Source organism: Mesorhizobium sp. B2-6-1 (genome assembly GCF_006440475.1).
GTDB lineage: Bacteria > Pseudomonadota > Alphaproteobacteria > Rhizobiales > Rhizobiaceae > Mesorhizobium.
Genome location: NZ_VFUH01000020.1, coordinates 28,899 through 47,149, shown reverse-complemented (window position 1 = coordinate 47,149; position 18,251 = coordinate 28,899). Strand labels below are relative to the sequence as shown.

Annotated in this window: 14 protein-coding genes and 1 tRNA gene; 9 read left to right on the top strand and 6 right to left on the bottom strand. The window is 61.7% G+C overall.

Annotated elements, in window-relative coordinates:
• Window positions 1-5: 5 nt before the first annotated feature.
• The 5 genes from FJ443_RS28455 to FJ443_RS28435 all read right to left on the bottom strand — a co-directional run bounded on the left by FJ443_RS28455 (window position 6) and on the right by FJ443_RS28435 (window position 6,283).
• Window positions 6-2,033: an aldo/keto reductase gene (locus FJ443_RS28455; protein WP_140666534.1), complete on the bottom strand. Its 2,028-nt coding sequence runs from the start codon at window positions 2,031-2,033 to the stop codon at window positions 6-8.
• Between the two features lie 36 nt (window positions 2,034-2,069).
• Window positions 2,070-3,149 carry a sn-glycerol-3-phosphate ABC transporter ATP-binding protein UgpC gene (gene ugpC, locus FJ443_RS28450; RefSeq protein WP_140666532.1) on the bottom strand — a complete coding sequence of 360 codons (1,080 nt, stop codon included), beginning with the start codon at window positions 3,147-3,149 and terminating at the stop codon, window positions 2,070-2,072.
• A gap of 8 nt (window positions 3,150-3,157) precedes the next feature.
• Complete coding sequence (locus FJ443_RS28445; protein WP_140666530.1) at window positions 3,158-3,994, bottom strand: carbohydrate ABC transporter permease; 837 nt, start codon at window positions 3,992-3,994, stop codon at window positions 3,158-3,160.
• Entirely contained in the window at window positions 3,991-4,851 is an 861-nt protein-coding gene (locus FJ443_RS28440; RefSeq protein ID WP_140666528.1) for a sugar ABC transporter permease, read from the bottom strand. Before FJ443_RS28440 ends, FJ443_RS28445 begins: the two co-directional genes overlap by 4 nt.
• A gap of 160 nt (window positions 4,852-5,011) precedes the next feature.
• On the bottom strand, window positions 5,012-6,283 hold the full coding sequence (locus tag FJ443_RS28435; RefSeq protein ID WP_140501015.1) for an extracellular solute-binding protein: 1,272 nt from the start codon (window positions 6,281-6,283) through the stop codon (window positions 5,012-5,014).
• 104 nt (window positions 6,284-6,387) lie between these two features.
• Between FJ443_RS28435 and FJ443_RS28430 the strand changes: the two genes are divergently transcribed.
• The 9 genes from FJ443_RS28430 (at window position 6,388) to FJ443_RS28390 (ending at window position 16,907) form a co-directional block, all read left to right on the top strand.
• Window positions 6,388-7,260: a helix-turn-helix domain-containing protein gene (locus tag FJ443_RS28430; protein ID WP_140501013.1), complete on the top strand. Its 873-nt coding sequence runs from the start codon at window positions 6,388-6,390 to the stop codon at window positions 7,258-7,260.
• 171 nt (window positions 7,261-7,431) lie between these two features.
• A tRNA-Phe gene (locus FJ443_RS28425) sits at window positions 7,432-7,507 on the top strand.
• Window positions 7,508-8,226: 719 nt separating this feature from the next.
• On the top strand, window positions 8,227-9,126 hold the full coding sequence (locus tag FJ443_RS28420; protein WP_318012661.1) for a DeoR/GlpR family DNA-binding transcription regulator: 900 nt from the start codon (window positions 8,227-8,229) through the stop codon (window positions 9,124-9,126).
• Complete coding sequence (locus FJ443_RS28415; RefSeq protein WP_140513325.1) at window positions 9,113-10,213, top strand: four-carbon acid sugar kinase family protein; 1,101 nt, start codon at window positions 9,113-9,115, stop codon at window positions 10,211-10,213. Before FJ443_RS28420 ends, FJ443_RS28415 begins: the two co-directional genes overlap by 14 nt.
• A gap of 224 nt (window positions 10,214-10,437) precedes the next feature.
• Window positions 10,438-11,469, top strand: a complete 1,032-nt coding sequence (gene pdxA, locus FJ443_RS28410) for a 4-hydroxythreonine-4-phosphate dehydrogenase PdxA (RefSeq protein ID WP_140513561.1) — start codon at window positions 10,438-10,440, stop codon at window positions 11,467-11,469.
• A gap of 41 nt (window positions 11,470-11,510) precedes the next feature.
• Window positions 11,511-12,995 carry an aldehyde dehydrogenase gene (gene aldA, locus FJ443_RS28405; RefSeq protein WP_140513323.1) on the top strand — a complete coding sequence of 495 codons (1,485 nt, stop codon included), beginning with the start codon at window positions 11,511-11,513 and terminating at the stop codon, window positions 12,993-12,995.
• Window positions 12,996-13,071: 76 nt separating this feature from the next.
• A complete protein-coding gene (locus tag FJ443_RS28400; RefSeq protein ID WP_140557683.1) occupies window positions 13,072-14,214 on the top strand; it encodes a substrate-binding domain-containing protein in 1,143 nt (380 codons plus the stop codon).
• Window positions 14,215-14,379: 165 nt separating this feature from the next.
• A complete protein-coding gene (locus tag FJ443_RS28395) occupies window positions 14,380-15,963 on the top strand; it encodes a sugar ABC transporter ATP-binding protein (RefSeq protein ID WP_140666526.1) in 1,584 nt (527 codons plus the stop codon).
• Window positions 15,960-16,907, top strand: coding sequence for an ABC transporter permease (locus tag FJ443_RS28390; RefSeq protein ID WP_181168517.1), 948 nt, complete (start codon window positions 15,960-15,962; stop codon window positions 16,905-16,907). The genes FJ443_RS28395 and FJ443_RS28390 overlap by 4 nt, the downstream gene beginning before the upstream one ends.
• Window positions 16,908-17,023: 116 nt before the next feature.
• Here the strand turns inward: FJ443_RS28390 and FJ443_RS28385 are convergent, their stop codons facing one another.
• Window positions 17,024-18,238 (bottom strand): DUF2235 domain-containing protein, encoded by a 1,215-nt coding sequence (locus tag FJ443_RS28385; RefSeq protein WP_140666522.1) that lies wholly within the window; start codon window positions 18,236-18,238, stop codon window positions 17,024-17,026.
• Between the last annotated feature and the right edge of the window lie 13 nt (window positions 18,239-18,251).

Genomic DNA, 18,251 nt, shown 5'->3' with positions numbered 1-18,251 from the left:
ATGCACTACGCCGCTTGCCGGCTGCCGCCGTCCAGCCATTGGAGATCGGCAGGTGAAAGCGCGATGTCGAGGGCGCGCAAGCTGTCGTCCAGTTCGCCCAGCGTGCGCGGGCCGATCAACGGCACCGATGGGAAAGGCTGGTTGAGCACATAGGCGAGCGCAATATGGATCGGGCTCTTGCCCAGCCGCGCGGCAAGTTCGATCGCCCGGTCGCGGCGGCCGAAATTGCGCTCCGAGTACCAGACCCGCACCAGTTCTTCATTGTCGCGCCGGTCGCGCCCGGCGCGTTCGGTGAAGAAGCCGCGCCCTTGGCTCGACCAGGCGAAATTCGGCATCTGCCGGGCGGTCAGCCAGGCCTTCCAGTCATCGGTGGAGGAGGTCACGCAACCGGCCCAGATCGGCTCCAGCATTTCAGCCAGCGAGAAGTTGTTGGAGAGCGCGCCGGGCTTTTGCTTGCCGGTGCGCTCGGCATAGGCGATCGCCTCGTCCATGCGCTGCATCGTCCAGTTCGAGCCGCCGAACGGGCCACGGATGCGGCCTGCCTTGACCTCGCGGTCCATCGCATCGACGAATTCTCCGACGGGCACGTCCGGATTGTCGCGATGCATGAAATAGATATCGACATGGTCGGTCTGCAGACGGTCGAGCGACTGGACGAGCTGCTTGCCGATCATGTCGGGATAGCAAAGCGGCGAATGTGCCCCCTTGGCGATGACCACCGACTGCTCACGCACGCCACGGTTCTTCAGCCATTGCCCAAGCAGCGTCTCGGTGTAGCCGCCGCCATAGACATAGCCGGTGTCGAACAGATTGCCGCCAGCCTCGAAGAAGGCATCGAGCAGGATCGAACCCGAGGAGAAAGTGCGGAAATCCTCGAAACCGAGCGCCACGATCGAGGCCGGCTTCGACAGGCCCGGAATGGCGCGTTTGGCGATCGCCGTGCCGCCGGATCGCAAGGGCCGGTCGGCGATGGTGTTGGTGCGTCGCGAGGCCTTTTCGATCTCGTACTCCAACCCCACAGCCGCGCGCCATCTGTCGAGCACGCGCAAGGTGCCGAGGCTGTCGGCCCAGGCCATGCCTGGCCAGGCGAACTCCTGCCGGCCGGCAAGGATGGCCTCCCCGGCGGCGTCGACTTCGAAGGAATAGACGTGACGCTTTTCGTTCACGCTGATGGTTTCGCGCACGCCGTCCGCGCCGATCACATTGATCCGGCCGAGGCCGACATCGCGGTCGCCGCCGGCGAACCAGAAATCCGGCACTTCGATGCGGCCCCTGGTGCCGAAGATGCGCAGCACATTGTCCTGGTTGAGCGAGATGCTGCAGGAGACCTCGGCGAGGATGCCACCTGGAAAGTGCAGCAGCGCGGACGCCCATTCGTCGACGCCGGACTGGCCAAGATGGGCAACGCCGGTCACCTTGTCCGGCTCGAGGAACGGCTTGCCGGCCGCGGCGCCGGCAATCAGCCGCGCCATCGAGACGGGATAGCCGCCGACGTCCAGGATGCCGCCGCCGGCCGAATCATTGGCATAAAGCCGGTGCTGCGGCATGAAATCAGGCATGGCAAAACCGAAGCTCGACTTGATCATCCTGATCTCGCCGATGACGCTGGATTTGATCAGTTCCACCAGCTTCAGCGTCTGCGGGTGCAGCCGGTACATGAAGGCCTCGCCGAGAAAGGTGCCGGCCTTGCGCGCCGCATGCATCATGGCGTCGGCCTCGAAGGCGGTCAGCGCCAGCGGCTTTTCGCACAGCACATGCTTTCCCGCGTCCGCCGCCCGGATCGCCCATTGCGCGTGGCCCGGGTGCGGGACCGAAATGTAGATCGCGTCGATTTCCGCGTCAGTGAGCAATGCTTCGTAGCCCTCGAGAATGCGCGCGCCGGGAAAGCTCTGCGCCAGGCCCGGCTTGCCCGGATCGCGCGCACCGATGGCGACCAGCTTTCCGTTGCGGGAGGCGGCGACGCCGCCGGCGAAGGCCTTGGCGATGCTGCCCGGGCCGAGAATGCCCCAGCGGATGGGCGTGGTTGCAGTCATTGTCATTCTCCTTGCGGGATGGGAAAGGGCAGCCGATCAGCGCAGCCGCAGCCCTTTTTCGTCGAACAGGTAGGATTTGCGGATGGATACGATGATCTCTGATGTCTCGGGGACCTTGGCCGCGTCGCGCTGGATCACCACGTCCTCGTCATTGGCCGTTCTGGCGTAGAGAAAGCTCGTGCCGCCCAGGTGCTCGACCACATCGATGGTGACGGCAAGATCGGCGTCGCCTTCTCCGGCGCTGCCAAAATGTTCGGGCCGCACGCCAACGATGACCTTGCTGCCGATTGCGGGCGCGGCGCCCGTCAGCGGCTGCGTGATGCGGGTCTTCTCCTGGCCAGCGAGTTCCACCACGACGCCGCGCGCATCGCAGCCGACCACGCGGCCCTTGATGAAATTCATCTTCGGCGAGCCGACGAAACCGGCCACGAACTGATTGTCGGGATTGTCATAAAGATCGAGCGGGCGGCCGATCTGCTCGACATGGCCGCCGCGCAGCACGACGATCCGGTCGGCGAGCGTCATCGCCTCGGTCTGGTCGTGCGTGACATAGACCATGGTGGTGCCGAGCTCCTTGTGCAGGCGCGAGATCTCGACCCGCATCTGGACGCGCAGTTCGGCGTCGAGGTTGGACAGCGGCTCGTCGAACAGGAACACCTGCGGCTCGCGCACGATGGCGCGGCCGATGGCAACGCGCTGACGCTGGCCGCCGGAGAGTTTCTTCGGACGGCGCTCCATCAATTCGCTGATGCGCAGGATCTCGGCCGCCCGTTTCACCCTGCGGTCGGTGTCGGCCTTCGGATTGCCGGTCATACGCAGGCCGAAGGAGAGATTCTGCTCCACGTTCATATGCGGATAGAGCGCGTAGGACTGGAACACCATGGCGATGCCGCGGTCGGCCGGCTCGACATCGTTGACCACCTTGCCGCCGATGGCGATCTCGCCATCGCTGATATCCTCCAGCCCGGCGATCATCCTGAGCAGCGTGGACTTGCCGCAGCCAGACGGGCCGACGAAGACGACGAACTCGCCATCCCTGATGTCGATGTTGGCGCCATGGACGACCTCGAAAACGCCGAAGCGCTTGACGACATTCGTGAGCGTGACGGTTGCCATGCCTACCCTTACTTGACCGCGCCGGCGGCGATGCCGGCAATGAAATGGCGTTGCAGCAGCACGAACACGATCAGCATCGGCACCGTCAGCACTACCGCGCCCGCCATGATGCCGCCCCACGACACTTTGGTGAGGCCGATCAGCGTGCCGAGCGCCACCGGTGCGGTCATCGCGCCGGGCTGGCTGTTGATCAAAAGCGGCCAGAGATAATTGTTCCAGGACGCCAGGAACAGGATGATGCAAAGGGCGGCCAGCATCGGCCGCGCCAGCGGCAGCGCGATGAAGACGAAGATGCGCCACTCCTTCACGCCTTCGACGCGGGCGGCATCGAACAGGTCATCGGGCATCATGGAAAAGCTCTGGCGCATGAACAGCACGCCCAGCGAATTGAACAGCGGCGGCACGATCAACGCCACCCAGGTATTGGCGAGCTTGAAATCGCGCGCCACCATGATGAATTGCGGGATCAGCACCACCGCATAGGGAAGCGTGATGGTGCCCAGGATGATGGCGACGACCAAGCCCTTGCCGACGAACCGGTAACGCGCCAGCGCCCAGCCGGCCATCGACGTCAGCAGCACCGACAGAACAGTGTAGGTGACCGCCACCGAGACGGAGATGAAAATCGCGCCGACAAAGTCGGTGTCGCGCTGCAGGTTGTTGAAATTGTCCACGAAATTGCCGTGCGGCAGCAACTCGATGCCGGGGCTGAAGATGCCGTTGTCCGGCATGGTCGAGAACACGACCATCATCCATAGCGGAAACAGCCAGATCAGCGCCAGTGGCGTGAGGAAAAGATGCAGCAAGAGGCTGCGCTTCAGCCTGGCCGAGGCGAGCGAGCTCATTTCGGTTCCCTCGTCAGCCACAGTTGCACCAGCGTGATGGCGATCGCCAGCCCCGCCATGGTGTAGGCGACGGCCGAGGCATAGCCGAAATTGAGCGACCGGAAGCCCTGGCGATAGAGCAGCAGGCCGAGCGTCTCGGTGCCGCCGCCCGGTCCGCCGCGTTCGGTGATCAGGAACGGCTCGGTGAACAGCTGCATGGTGCCGATGATCGACAGCACGGTGCAGAACACGATGACCGGCTTCAACAGCGGCAAGGTGATGAAGAAGAACTGCTTGAGCTTGCTGACCCGGTCGAGCGTCGCCGCCTCGCAGACGTCCTCGGGGATGGACTGCATGCCGGCCAGAAGGATGATGGCGTTGTAGCCGGCCCAGCGCCAGGTGACCGCGATCATGATCAGCGCCATGGCCGGCGTGACATTGGAGAACCAGTCGATCTTGGGCAGCCCGACGCTGTTCAGGAGCTTGTTGATGATGCCGAAATCGAGGTTGAACATCAGCCGGAACACCGCGGAGTAGGCGACCTCGCCGACCACCACGGGAGCGAAGAAGGCGAAGCGGTAAAGTCCCCTCGCCTTCAGGAGCGGCGAATTCAAAAGCACGGCCATCACCATGGCCAGCGCGATCATCACCGGCACCTGGATGACGAGGATGAGCAGCGTGTTCTTCAAGGCATTGAAGAAGGCCGGATCGCCGATCAGCCGGCCCCAGTTGAAGCCGGGCGCAAAGCGCCAGGGCACGGTGCGCGTCGCCTGGAACGAGATCAGGAACGAAGAGATGATCGGCCATACCCAGAAGACGGAGAAGATCAGCAAATAGGGCGCGAGGAAACGATAGGCCGTGGCGTTGCGGTTGCGCATCGTGCTCCTCCTCCTCTCGTCGGCGTTTCAAGCTGTGGTCCCGCGCGCAGCGGCAACCGGTTAGTCGGGACATGCGACATTTCACACGTCCCGCGAGGAAGCCCCGCGGGCCGAGGTCGGGTCCGGGCGGCGCATGCCCGCCCGGACCCCGTCTGGGAGGTTATGACTTGACCGGCAGTCCGGTCGCCGCCGCGATCTGGCCGGCGGCATCGTCGAGTGCCGCCTTGGCATCGGGATAGCCGCCGGCGAGATATTTGGTCTGCACCGCGCGCATGATGATTTCGGCATCGCTCTGGAACTGCGTGCCGCGGCTGGGGACGATCTTGGGCAGAGTGGCGAGGATGTCCTTCCACACCGCCTGGCCGCCCCAATAGGGCAGGCCTTCAGAGACGTAGGGGTCGTTCAGCGCCGACACCAGCGAGGGAACGAGGCCGAACTCCTTCAGCATGGTGATCTGGCCCTCATTGGTTTCGAGCGTGTATTTCAGGTACTCGTAAGCCGCTTCCTTGTTCTTCGACCCGGAAGTGATGGCCAGCGACGACCCGCCGAGATTGGCGGCGCGTGGCCCGTCGGCGGTAAGGCTCGGCATCAGGTAGACGCCCCATTTGCCGTTTTCGCCGGCCGATTCGGTGCGGATGGTGCCTTCATACCAACCGCCATAGACCTGGGTGGCGACGGTGCCGGCGGTGTTGTTGGTGATCTTTGTGCCCCAATCGGCCGACGAGATGACGCCGGCGTCCTTCATCTCCTTGATCTTGGCCAGCGTATCGATGCATTTCGGCTGGTTCACCGTGATCGACTGGCCATCCTCGGAGAAATAGCCGCAGCCCTGTTCATTGGAGATCATGCGGAAGAATTCGGTGTCGCCGTTGAAGTCGGCGTTGGTCATGGTGACGCCGGGATTGGCGGCCTGGATCTTCTTGCCGGCGGCAATGAAATCGTCCCAGGTCTTGATCGACGCCGGATCGACGCCGGCCTTTTCGTAGAAGTCGCGGCGGTAGAAGGCGGCGACCGGGCCGGAATCCCACGGCATCGCATAGGCCTTGTCGCCGACCTCGAGCTCGGTGCGCTTGAAATCGGGGAATTTCGCCTGGTCCTCGGCGCTGTAGCCCAGCGTGTGCAGGTCGACAAAGCAATCGGGAAATTGGCTCCAGTAATTCTCGGCCTCGCCGTTCTCGATGGTAACGACATCAGGCAGGCCGACGCCACCGGCGGCGCATCCGGCGATCGATTTGTCATAGGTCGGCTGGTTGCCGAGATCCTGGACGGTGACCTTGATGTCAGGATGCAGCTTGTTGAACCCGGCAATCGTCGCCTTCAGCGACGAGGCGGCGATGTTCCAGCTCCAGATGGTGATTTCGCCCGATTGCGCGAAGGCCGGGGCTGAGCCCAAGGCAAGCGCGAGCGCGGCGCAGGACAGTGTGATGCGCATTGAAATCCTCCCATTTCATTTGCTCTCTCTGCGAGCCGGGCTAGACTATGCGGCGCGGAAGGCTTGTCCCCGACAAAGGGAATACGAAATTGGCGGAAAGTAAGATGCCGGACCGGCCGTTTTACCAGCCTGGCGCCAGCAGCGTGGAAGGAATGCCGCTGCTGTTGCAGATGTTCCACACCGCACCCCTGGTGATGCTCAAACCGCACTGGCATGCGCAGGTCGAGGTAAACTTCATCGTGCGCGGCAGCGTGCATTACCGCATGAACGACCACGAAATCTCGCTTTCGGCCGGTGAGATGTGCCTGTTCTGGGGCGGACTGCCGCACCAGATGGACGATTTGAGCGACGACGCCATCTATGCCGGCGCGCATCTGCCGCTGGTGCATTTCTTCCGGCTGCATCTGCCGGCTGACATACGTCACCGGCTGATGACGGGTGCCACGCTGGTGACCAGCGCCACCGATCAGTCCGACAACGATAATTTCGACCGCTGGAACCGCTACGCCCGCTCCGGCGACCCGGCCAGGGCGGAGCACGCCGTCAACGAACTGTTGCTGCGGCTGGAGCGGGTACGGTTCGAGCCCTACAGGCTGGTGCCGGAAAATGCGGCCGGACAGGAAGCGGGCAGCCCGTTCGACCAGCAGTCGTCGCGCAATGTCGGGCGCATGTGCGATTTCATCGCCGAGAATTTCCTCTACGACATCGATTGCATGAACATAGCGGCGGCCGCCGACCTCCATCCCAAATACGCCATGAGCATCTTCAAGAAATCGACCGGCATGACACTCAACGAGTATGTCAACCTGTTGCGGCTGAGCTATGCGCAGGCGCTGCTCATGCACCAGGACGCCAATGTGCTCAGGGTCGCGATGGATTCGGGCTTCGGTTCGCTCAGCGCCTTCAACAAGTCGTTCCGGAAGCTCGCCGGCATGACACCTACGGATTTTCGCAAGGGATTGGCGGGCGCCAGATAGCGGCGGCGTGGCGCGGAAACCAGCGCATCGGGCGGCACTTCTTTTCCTGCCGGAAATCCACATCTGGGCGCTGGACAGGCCGGATTCCCATGCTATAACCCACGCGCTTTCAAGGGACGCCCACGGCGCTTCCATGAAATCCGGAGCGCGAGTTTTCGTTAGCCGGAACAGGCCCAGATAGCTCAGTTGGTAGAGCAGCGGACTGAAAATCCGCGTGTCGGTGGTTCGAATCCGCCTCTGGGCACCATCCTTATACCTTTGATATTCAAGTCTTTTTAGGATCGCGTCATAGCGGCGAATTCCAGAGTTTGACGCTTTTCTCAGACCGGTTTGACAATTTCCGTTCGCCGCCCTTCGCCTCGGCGTCGAAATTCTTAACCGCCGCCAAGCCGCCGGGCGGAACTTGGCCATGTCTATCACCGAGCCGATCTGGCGATGCCTGCAGCGCCATTTGAATGGCGGCTTCCGATCCTGCCAAATGGCAAGGCCTTCGGCGATCGCCCCACCTTTTCGATGAGTTCGTTAAATTTGGCTTCGAGCCGGAGGAGCTTGGCGTCGGGATTCCTCGCCTTAGCGCCTATCATCTTGCCTTCCCTGCGGGGCGCTTGACATCCGAGGCCGCGGCAGCGACGCCCACGATGGACGATTTCAGGCTTGACTAGCAAGACAGTGTTCCTCCAACCCCGTCCGCGACGGAAGCCTACAGGGGCCTTGCGTCACTGACTCCATTTTCATCTTTTTGACGAAAACTGCTCGTTTTCAACTTTTATTGACGAAGACTGACGTCATTCGATTAACGCCGGCGGTCAAAAATCAGTCAAAATAATTCTAACGAAGCCAAAACGGTGGGAAATCGCCCACCAAAAATGACAAACGATTGGGCTCGCTGGATGGATTCGTGATATTTGCGGGACATCGCTCGCGTGATTCAGGCGAGCGTTTGCGGCACGGTGCGGAGATACAAACGTGGCAAGGAATGTCCGAAAATCAGCGGTGGAGGACATGGCGCCCTCGGCGTCCGCCGGGTCATGGGAAGACGATGGCGGGCGCGGACGGGTCGACTTGATTCCGGCCAAGCGTCATGCCTTCATCCTCGAATGCCTTAAACGGCAAGGAGCCGTAGGCGTTCAGGAGCTCATCGATCTCATCGGCGCATCGCCTTCGACGATCCGGCGCGATCTCGAGACGCTTGAACGGCAGGGAGCACTGGAGCGAACGCATGGCGGGGCGATGCTTCAGCGCACGGAACTCGCCACCTTCGAGCCGGATCTCGCCACCGCGGCGCATTTCGCCAGGGCAGAGAAAGAGGCCATCGGTGCCGCCATGATGTCGGAACTCCGCGCCGGCCAAAGCGTCATTTTCGACGCAAGCACGACCGTGCTGGAAGTCGCCCGCGCCATCGCCGCGGCGCCTATCCCGCTTACCGCCGTTACCAACAGTCTTGCGATCGCGCAGATACTTGCAACCGTGCCGGAAGTACGCCTCGTCATGCTTGGAGGCACCTGCAAGCCGGGCTCACTGACCCTGGTCGGCCAGCCCGGCGAGAATTTCCTGCGAACCATCCACGCCGATGTGGCCATTCTTGGGACCCATGCCATCACCGGAGACATGCTCACGGAGACCTCGCTAGAGGTTGCGGCGATGAAGCAGGCGATGATCGCGGCGGCGCGCCGTGTCGTCGTGCTTGCGGACAATTCGAAGTTCACTGCCCCCAATTTCTGCACCATCTGCCGTCTGGCCGATATCCACCAGATCATTACCGACGAGGGCATCGATCAAGCTCACCTCACCAATCTTCGGACGCTCGATGTGAACGTCCGCGTCGTGCGCGTCAGCCGTCCAGGTTCTTCAGTTGAGCGCTCTTGAGGGCGTGGATATCCGGGTCGTAGCCGATGACCTGACCGGCGCCCTGGACAGCGCGGTTTCCTTCGCATCGCCCGGCCACGGCATTGGGGTGAGCTGGCGACTGGACGGTCCGTTTTCGGAGCGCATGGCTGTCGATGTCGCCACACGAGAGGGCGCCGAGGCCACGGCCGTCGCCAGGCACCAGGCGCTCGCGCCATGGCTCGCCGCCGGACAGCTGAGTTTCAAGAAGATCGACAGCCTTTTGCGCGGTCACGTCATCGCCGAAATAGAAGCCTGCATCGTCGAGGGGACGTACCAGCGCGTTGTGCTGGCGCCTGCTTTCCCATTTCAAGGGCGTGTTACGCGCGCCGGGCGCCAATGGCGGCTCGATCGGCCTGAAATGGTTGGTCCCGACCTCCTCGCCGACCTCGGCCAGCGCTTTTCGGTCGGGCGTTCAACACCGAGGGCACGACCGGTCCATTTCATCACCCTCTACGATGCCGAAACGGACACGGACCTGGACAAGATCGTCGCAACGGCCGGAATGTCGGAGGCACGGACCTTGTGGGTCGGTACAGGCGGCCTGGCGGCGGCACTCGCTCGGCACATGAAAGCCCCGCAGAAGCCTGCTCTTGCGTTGTCCGGGCCGTTCCTTGGCCTTGTCGGCACAAATCACGAGATCACTGCGGGACAGGTGGCCGTCTTTGCCGCCCGGCATGCGGATGCGCATATCGTTATCGAACGCGACATCGACAAAGCGAGAAAGCGCTTGGCGGAGCGGATGATGCAAGGCGCGCCTTCGATTGTCAGCGTCGCTGCATCGGGTGATCGCCACGCGGTGGCGGATCATATCGGCAAGGTGTTTGCCTCGCTTCTCGAAGATTTGCCGAAGCCCGGCACGTTGCTCGTCACTGGCGGCGAAACATTGCGGTCGGTGTGCGACAGCCTAGGCGCCGTCGAACTCACGGTCGAAAGCGAGATCGAGCCGGGGCTGCCGGTTTCCGTCATCAAAGGCGGCGTTTTCGAGGGGCTGGCCACGATTTCGAAATCGGGCGCGTTCGGCGACAGCGCCCTGCTCTGCAGGCTTGCCGCTCTCGCGCGTTCCTGATCAGGACGATCGCCGGCGAAGACGCGGGACATCCGCCTGCCGGTCAAATAGCGTCAAAAAGCACTGCGAAGCCGAGTGTGGTCGAGATTTCAGCCGCAGAGGGAGAGACGCAAGCCCGATTCAGCCTGTGAGATTTGATTGTAAATGATCGCGAAAGAAAACTATTGCGCATATCTGGCCCGAAGGATTAGAAGATGATCACAATTGACCGATATGGGGTGTTTATGTCTGGTCCAAGGCTCGGCATCACTATGGGTGATCCCGCGGGCATCGGCCCCGAGATCATCGCGAAGGCATGCGCACGGCTGAAACCGCGCCTGGCCGACGGGTCACTGTCGCTTCTCATCATCGGCAGCGCCACCGCGATGCGCGCGATGGAGTCCATTTCAGGACGTATCGAGCGGGAAGAACCGTCGGCTTCGGCCGCCAGACCTTTTCCGCCCGTGGCCATTCTTGAGGCCGGACCAGAGCGGACACCCGTAGAGACAGGCGTCATGTCGGCCGAAGGCGGGCGCCTTGCCTACCTGGCCATCGAAAAGGCTGTTCGCCTGGCCCAGGCCGGCTCGATTGCGGGTATCGTTACGGCCCCCCTCAACAAGGAAGCGCTCAACCTGGCCGGCTATCACTATGCCGGCCATACCGACATGCTGGCAGAACTGACGGGCGCCCGCGATTCCGTGATGATGCTTGCCCATGGCGACTTTCGCGTCAGCCATGTCTCGACCCATGTGGCGCTGGCTCAAGTTCCCTCGAAACTGACCGGACCTCGTTTGCGCCGGGTTATCAAGTTGACTGTCGAGGCATTGCAGGGCCTCGGCATTGCGCATCCGCGCATTGCGATTGCCGCGCTCAACCCGCACGCTGGCGAAGGCGGCATTTTCGGTCGTGAGGACATCGACATCACGACCCCGGTCGTCGCCTCTTACACATCGCCCGATTTCACCGTGGTTGGACCTGTTCCGGGCGACACGGTCTTCGTCAAGCTACGTGCGCGTCAGTATGATGCGGTGGTCGCGATGTATCACGATCAGGGCCATGTTCCGGTGAAGCTGCTCGGCTTCAATGTCGATCCCGCGACCGGTGAATGGAAAGCGCTCTCCGGTGTCAATGTGACGCTCGGCCTTCCGATCATTCGTACCTCCGTCGACCACGGCACGGCCTTCGACATCGCCGGCAAGGGCATCGCCAACGAGGACAGCCTGGTCGAGGCGATCGAGTTCGCCGTCCAGATGGCCGCGGCAAAATCCAAACCTTAGGCGCCGGCACGCCTGCAACGCACGAAGAAGCGGATCGAACCATGGCTGTAGAGACGTCCCATCTCATGCTGATCGACGGCAGATTTGTCACCGGCGAAGCCGGCACGCGCCCGGTGATCAACCCGGCCAACGGCAAGGCTTTTGTCGACGTGCCCGAGGCAAGTCCGGATCAGGCTCGCCAGGCGATAGAGGCAGCCCGTAAGGCGCAGAAAGCCTGGGGGCTCAAATCACCCCTCGCCCGTGCGGCGATCATGAAGCGGATCGCGGTCTTGATCCGGCAGAACGCCCGACATCTGGCCGAGGTGGTCGTCAGGGAACAAGGCAAGCCGATCAATGAGGCCATGGGTGAAGTCGGCGGTGCGGCCGAGTTCTTCGACTACTACGCCGAGTTTGCCCGCCGCATTCAAGGTGAGATCCTGCCATCCGACTATGCGGGAGAGCAGGTCTGGATCCAGCGCGTACCCGTAGGCGTCGTCGCCGCCATCATTCCCTGGAATTATCCGAGCGCCCTGGTCAGCCGAAAGGTGGCGCCCGCCATGATCGCCGGCGACACCATCGTCCTCAAACCGCATGAAGACACGCCGCTTTCGGCGCTCGAAATGGCTCGCATCTTTGTGGAAGCGGGCGTGCCGGACGGCGTGGTCAACATCATAACAGGACGAGGCGAAACCATAGGCGAGGTGCTGTGCACGGAACCCGGCGTCGACCTCATCACCATGACCGGAAGCGTGCCGACCGGCAAGCGCATCATGGCGAATGCCTCGCGCAACCTGACGCCCGTTTCGCTGGAGCTTGGCGGCAAGGCCCCCTTCATCGTCCTGGCCGATGCCGATCTCGAGCTGGCGGTGCGGTCGGCGGCCACTTCGCGCTACATGAATTGCGGGCAGGTCTGCATATGCAACGAACGCACGCTCGTTCACCGTTCGATTTACGATCAGTTCGTCACGCGCTTCGTGGAGTTCTCGAAGTCGCTGGTCGTCGGTGATCCGATGCAGGCGAATACCGATATCGGTCCCAAAGTCAGTCGTGAGGAATTGGAAAAGGTCGAGGTGGTCCTGGCGGAAGCCGTCGCGGGCGGCGCGAAGCTGGCTCTGGCCGGCGGACGCCCGGCCAAGGCGCCGATCGACGGCGGCTACTGGCTCAATCCGACCGTATTGACCGACGTGACGCCCGACATGCCGATCATGACGCGGGAAATCTTCGGCCCGGTCGTGCCGATCATGCCCTTCGACACCTTCGAGGAGGCAGTCAGCATCACCAATGCCAGTCGCTATGGCCTGTCGGCCTATCTTTTCACCAACGATCTGGGTCGCGTCATGAACGCCGTCAACGAGGTTTCGTTTGGCGAAATCTATGTGAACCGGATCGGGCCAGAAATGCTGCAGGGCTTCCATGTCGGCTTCCGCGAGAGCGGATTGGGCGGCGATGACGGCGTACACGGGCTCGAGAGCTACATGCGCAAGAAGACGGTCTACGTGAATTACTCGGGTGCCGCCACGGCGGCATTGATGCCTTACGGGCGCTGAACAGCGCCCAGACAGTACGACCAGCCAGGTCGCTACCCGGCCAAAATGGCCGTTTCATCTCATCGGGAGGAATAAAATGCACTATCGTGGATTCATGGCGGCGGCTTTGGCCGTGGCACTGTCAGGACTGGCCGCATCTTCGGCGATCGCCGACGACACCATTCCACCGGAAGCAAAGGCGCTGCTTGAGCCGCTGCCCCTATCGCCGAGAGGCCAACCCGTTCCGGGCTTCCCGGACGGTCCACCGGCGGTGTCGCCAGACGTGCTGAAATTCTCCGATGCCGACCTTGCAAAGCTGAAGGCCGGAAAGTTCACCGCCGGGCTGGTGATGCACACCATGGATGCCGGCTGGCCCCAATTGCAGGTGGCCGGGATCTCGAACACGCTCAAGGATTTTGGCATCGAGGTTGTCGGAACCACCGACGCCAAGTTCCAGCCCGGCCAGCAGATCAGTGATCTCGAGCAGATGATCGCACGCAAGCCGGATGTGATCTTCTCGATCCCGATCGATCCGAAGTCCGAATCCGAAGCCTACAAGAAGGCGGCGGCAGCCGGCATCAAGCTGGTTTTCATGGACAACGTTCCGGTCGATATGGCGCCGGGCAAGGACTATGTGTCCGTTGTCGCTTCCGACAATGAGAAGAACGCCTATTTCGCCGCGCAGGAACTTGTCGGGGCCATTGGCGGCAAGGGCGAGGTCGGCATCATCACGCTGGTCTATGACTACTACTACTCTGTCGCGGCCCGCAAGGTCGGCGCACTCAAGGCATTCGGCGAACACCCCGACATCAAGGTCGCGGACGTCGGTACCTTCACCGCGCCTGAGAAGGCCTACGAGGTCGCCACCGCCATGTTGACGGCGCATCCCGACATGAAGGGCATCTTCGTTGCCTGGGACACGCCCGCGCAGCAGGTCGTGGCCGCGGCCAAGACACTCGGCCGCGACATCGTCATCACCACGAATGACATTGCCGCAGACAGCGCGCTGAACGTTGCACGTGGCGAGTTTCTGGCCGTGGGTGCGCAACGCCCCTATGACCAGGGTGTCGCGGAGGCCAAGGCGGCCGCGCTTGCTCTGCTTGGACATGACGTCCCGCCGTACATTTCGGTACCGACGTTGCGCGTCAAGAAGCTCGACCTTCTCAGTGCCCTCAAGCAGGTCACCAAGGAAGATGCGCCGGCTTCGGTGGTGAAAATCTGCAACGGCGAGTGCTTCTAGAGCAGTTCACCGTTTCACGGAAACGGCGAACCGCTCTATCTCTTTGTTTTTGCGCAATTCCAGACGGAAAACCGTACACACTTTTCCTGGAATTGCTCTGGCTCCTTCTTTCGCCGGCGGGCCGCAGCAGTCCGCCGGCGCTCCCCGAGCGATCGAGAAATCGTCATGGCCGAAGCGAAAACTTCAACGTCCCAGCGCCCTATCGTAACGATGCAACGCATCGGCAAGTCGTTTGGCGCGAACCGCGTGCTGTCGGACATTTCGTTCGAGGTCAAGGCCGGCGAAACGCATGCACTGCTCGGCGAAAACGGTGCGGGCAAGTCGACGCTCATGAAGATCCTCATGGGCGCGTATCGGACGGACGAAGGCCGGATTCTGTTCGACGGCGAGGACGTCACCGCCCTGTCGCTTCGAGAGAGGATCGATCGCGGAATCGCAATGATCTTCCAGGAGCTGAGCGTCTTGCCGAACCGTTCGGTTGCCGAAAACCTGTTTATCCTTCGCGAGCCGCTCGCCTTCGGCCGACGTGTCGATGCCAGAAAAATGCTGCGCGAGGCCCGGGCTCTGATCGAGCGATTTGCCTTCTCGCTCGATGCTTCGGCACGTGTGGGCGACCTGGCGTTCGCTCAGCGCCAGATGGTCGAGATTCTCAAAGCGATCTCGCGGGGCGCCAAGCTGCTCGTAATGGACGAGCCGACTTCGTCCCTGACCATCCATGAGGAGGAAACGCTTTTTCGGACAATCGGTCAGCTCAAGCAGAACGGAATCGGTATCGTCTACATCAGCCATCGCATGGCCGATGTGCTGCAGCTTTCGGATCGCATCTCGATCATCAAGGATGGGCGACTGGTCGGCCCGCTCGATCCGGAGAAGACGTCCATCGAGGATATCGCGTCGTTGATGTCCCGGCCCAAGGTCGAAACAGCTTCCCCAGCCGCAGCCGCGCCAGCAAATCGTCAACCGGCGACGCCCGCCGGGATGCCGGCTCTTGAGGTCCGTGACCTTGCCACCTCGCGCAAACTGTCCGGCGTGTCGTTCTCGATCGACCCGGGCGAGATCGTCGGCCTTGCCGGGCTTGTCGGCAGTGGCCGCTCGACCCTGGGCAAGGCTTTGTTCGGCATCCTTCCGGATGTAACCGGCCACATCGCCGTCGGGAGCGACCTCGTCCAGCCGGGCAGTGTGAGCAGGGCCATCGCTGCCGGTATCGCGCTTGTTCCCGAAGACCGTCGGCTCGAAGGTCTTGTGGGTGGGCGCTCGATCGAGGAGAACCTCGCGCTCCCCCGCCTTTCCGAGTTCTCGCTGGCGGGTCCGTTCGGGCCGATGGCGAAGGCCCGGATAACGGCTCTGTTCAGACAATACCGGGACGATCTCAGTATCCTGTGCCGCGGTCCCTTACAGAAAGCCCAGGAGCTTTCGGGCGGCAATCAGCAGAAGATCGTCTTCGCCAAATGGCTGGCCATGACGCCGAAGCTGTTGATCCTCGACGAACCAACCTCCGGCGTCGACATCAATGCCAAGCGCGATATGCGCGACCTTGTGCGCCGCACGGCCGGCGAAGGCGTCGCCGTGCTGCTTATTTCTTCGGAACTCGAAGAACTTCTGGATTTGTCCGATCGCATTCTGGTCATGGCGCAAGGGCGGATTACGCGCAGCATCGATCGCGCGGACGACGAGACAAAACTTCGCGCGTTGCTGCAGGCCGAGGCGGCCAGACAAGCCAGTGCGCGCGCCCAGGGAGTTGCAGCATGAAACCGTCCCCTATGCCCTCGCACGCAAATGCGATAAATTTTTTCCGCGATCACATCACCTATGTGATCTTCCTGGCGATAACCCTCTACTTCGTCCTGTTTGCTCCACACTTCGCGTCTGTCTCGACCGCAAGCGCGGTTCTGCGAATCACAGCCATCGTTTCGGCAATGGCGATCGGCATGACATTCGTCATCATCTGCGGCGAAATCGACCTGTCGGTAGGATCGGTTGCGAGTTTTTCAGGGATGATCGGAGCGCTGCTGCTCGGCCAGGATGTTCCCACCTATGTGGCAGCTCTTCTGGTGCTGGCCGCCGGCGCAGCGATCGGGGCCACCTCGGGCATCCTTGTTACGAAAATACGCATTCCATCGTTTCTTGTGACCCTTGGCATGCTGTCGATCTTTTCCGGACTGGCGCTGACGATCACCGGCACCCGGCCGGTGTCTATCGTCGACGATGATTTCTCGAACCTGTTCTGGAACGGCAGTTTTCTGGGCGTGCAGGCGCCAATCTGGTGGACGATCGTCCTAACTGCCGTCGGCTATTATCTTCTGCACCAGATGCCCTTCGGCAGGCGTGTTTATGCGACCGGTGGAAATCCTGTAGCCGCCCGCTTTTCCGGGGTGAGGACGGACAGCGTCAAGATTTTCGCCTTTGTGCTGTCCGGCATGATGGCATCCCTTGCAGGGATGATGCTCGCGGCCCGCTCCACCGCCGGCAATCCCAGCCTGGGAGCGGGTCTCGAACTCGATGTCATCGCGGCCGTGATCATAGGCGGGACAAGTCTCTTCGGCGGCTATGGATCGATCGTCGGTTCTGTCGTCGGCGCAATCTTCATAGGGATACTCGGATTCGGTCTTCTCGTGCTCGGTCTTTCGACCAGCATCCAGGAGGTGATCAAGGGCGCTATCATCATCATTGCCGTCTCGTTGAACCGGCGTTGAAGCAGAACAGTTCCATGATCCGGCGAAACGCGCGCGTTCCACGCGTTGACTGATGAAATCGCGCCGTGCCCACCTGAGATTTCTCCACCGGCTTCACGGCCCGCTCGGCGCCTGCGCTAACCAGCTTCGTTGGCCAGGTGGTCCTTCATGAGGTCACCATAAGGTTCAACATCGAATGCGGTTGGAAAATTCTCGGGCTTATAGGCCGGGATCGCCGCCTTCCGATCCAGAACCGACTGATGGACCAGCGGCCGCCGTCCCTGTCGCTCGATCGTGCGCGGCTCGGCTTGCGGTAGGTAGAAGCCGAGGACCGATTTTCGCTTCCATTCACGCCATTTGACGGACTTTGGGATCCACTCGAGCGGCTTCCAGCCCACGGTCATTGAATCATGCACGATCCCCAACGGTTCGGGGCTGACGAACGTCATCGTCCCCTCGCCCTTCCCTTCCCCGAAGACAAGCCGCTCCAGCATGCGGGAATTGGTCTGCAATCCAGATGCTTTGGCCTGATCAATCATCCAGTCGAGCGGAAATTTGGATATGGCGCTTTCCTCTTCAGGATAGCCACCGCCGACATCCGAATGAGATCCGGCGAACCAGACTTGCCTGATGTCCTGCTCTTTTGCCGGCGCAATCTTGTCGAAAGGGTTTTCGACGAATGGCTGCGGCTCGATCCACCGGTTCAACCGGAACATGCGGCGATGCTCATCGATCGCAATTGCATGTCGAAAGACTTCGACGCTCGGGTTGGTCCTCGTATGCGGCAGTGTCAGGAGCTGTGGTAGAAGCCGGTCGCTTCGCGGCACGATGATCGACGCCACGGTGTCCCAAACACCAAGAAATCTGATGCGCGCGTCCCGGGCTCCTGAAACCTTGGAAAAGTGCCAGGCAACGCTAAGGTCGTGCTCATCGCTGGCTTGCTTGTAAGAGCTTACGGCATACTCAACGATGTTGAGTTGGTCCGGATGCAGCAGGCCGATCATGTGGATCAAGCCCGCAACGGCGCGGGCTGTATAGGCTCCGCGGCTGAAGCCAAAGAGGAAGATTACGTCCCCTTCGACGTAGTGCCTGCAGATGAAGGCGTAGGCGCCGGCGATTTCAGCGTCGAGACCATATCCAGTTGCGAGCTCGAACACGGATTTCGTGTTCTGACGCCATCGCGCCCAGGCATCGCTGGCACCGATTGTTCCTATACCGGCCTCGTAATAGACGCGTTGCTCCTCATTCTTCTTCAGGATGCGGAACAACTTCAAGACATTCGAGAGATTGCGCTCGATCTGGTTTCCCGTTCCATCGCAGCAGACAACGATGTTTTTGCCAGTCCGCTTCAACGCCACCGCCTCT

Coding starts and splice junctions, on each gene's coding strand:
- FJ443_RS28455 (WP_140666534.1), bottom strand. CDS start 2,033: ATGACTGCAACCACGCCCATCCGCTGGGGCATTCTCGGCCCGGGCAGC.
- ugpC (WP_140666532.1), bottom strand. CDS start 3,149: ATGGCAACCGTCACGCTCACGAATGTCGTCAAGCGCTTCGGCGTTTTC.
- FJ443_RS28445 (WP_140666530.1), bottom strand. CDS start 3,994: ATGAGCTCGCTCGCCTCGGCCAGGCTGAAGCGCAGCCTCTTGCTGCAT.
- FJ443_RS28440 (WP_140666528.1), bottom strand. CDS start 4,851: ATGCGCAACCGCAACGCCACGGCCTATCGTTTCCTCGCGCCCTATTTG.
- FJ443_RS28435 (WP_140501015.1), bottom strand. CDS start 6,283: ATGCGCATCACACTGTCCTGCGCCGCGCTCGCGCTTGCCTTGGGCTCA.
- FJ443_RS28430 (WP_140501013.1), top strand. CDS start 6,388: ATGCCGGACCGGCCGTTTTACCAGCCTGGCGCCAGCAGCGTGGAAGGA.
- pdxA (WP_140513561.1), top strand. CDS start 10,438: ATGTCTGGTCCAAGGCTCGGCATCACTATGGGTGATCCCGCGGGCATC.
- aldA (WP_140513323.1), top strand. CDS start 11,511: ATGGCTGTAGAGACGTCCCATCTCATGCTGATCGACGGCAGATTTGTC.
- FJ443_RS28400 (WP_140557683.1), top strand. CDS start 13,072: ATGCACTATCGTGGATTCATGGCGGCGGCTTTGGCCGTGGCACTGTCA.
- FJ443_RS28395 (WP_140666526.1), top strand. CDS start 14,380: ATGGCCGAAGCGAAAACTTCAACGTCCCAGCGCCCTATCGTAACGATG.
- FJ443_RS28390 (WP_181168517.1), top strand. CDS start 15,960: ATGAAACCGTCCCCTATGCCCTCGCACGCAAATGCGATAAATTTTTTC.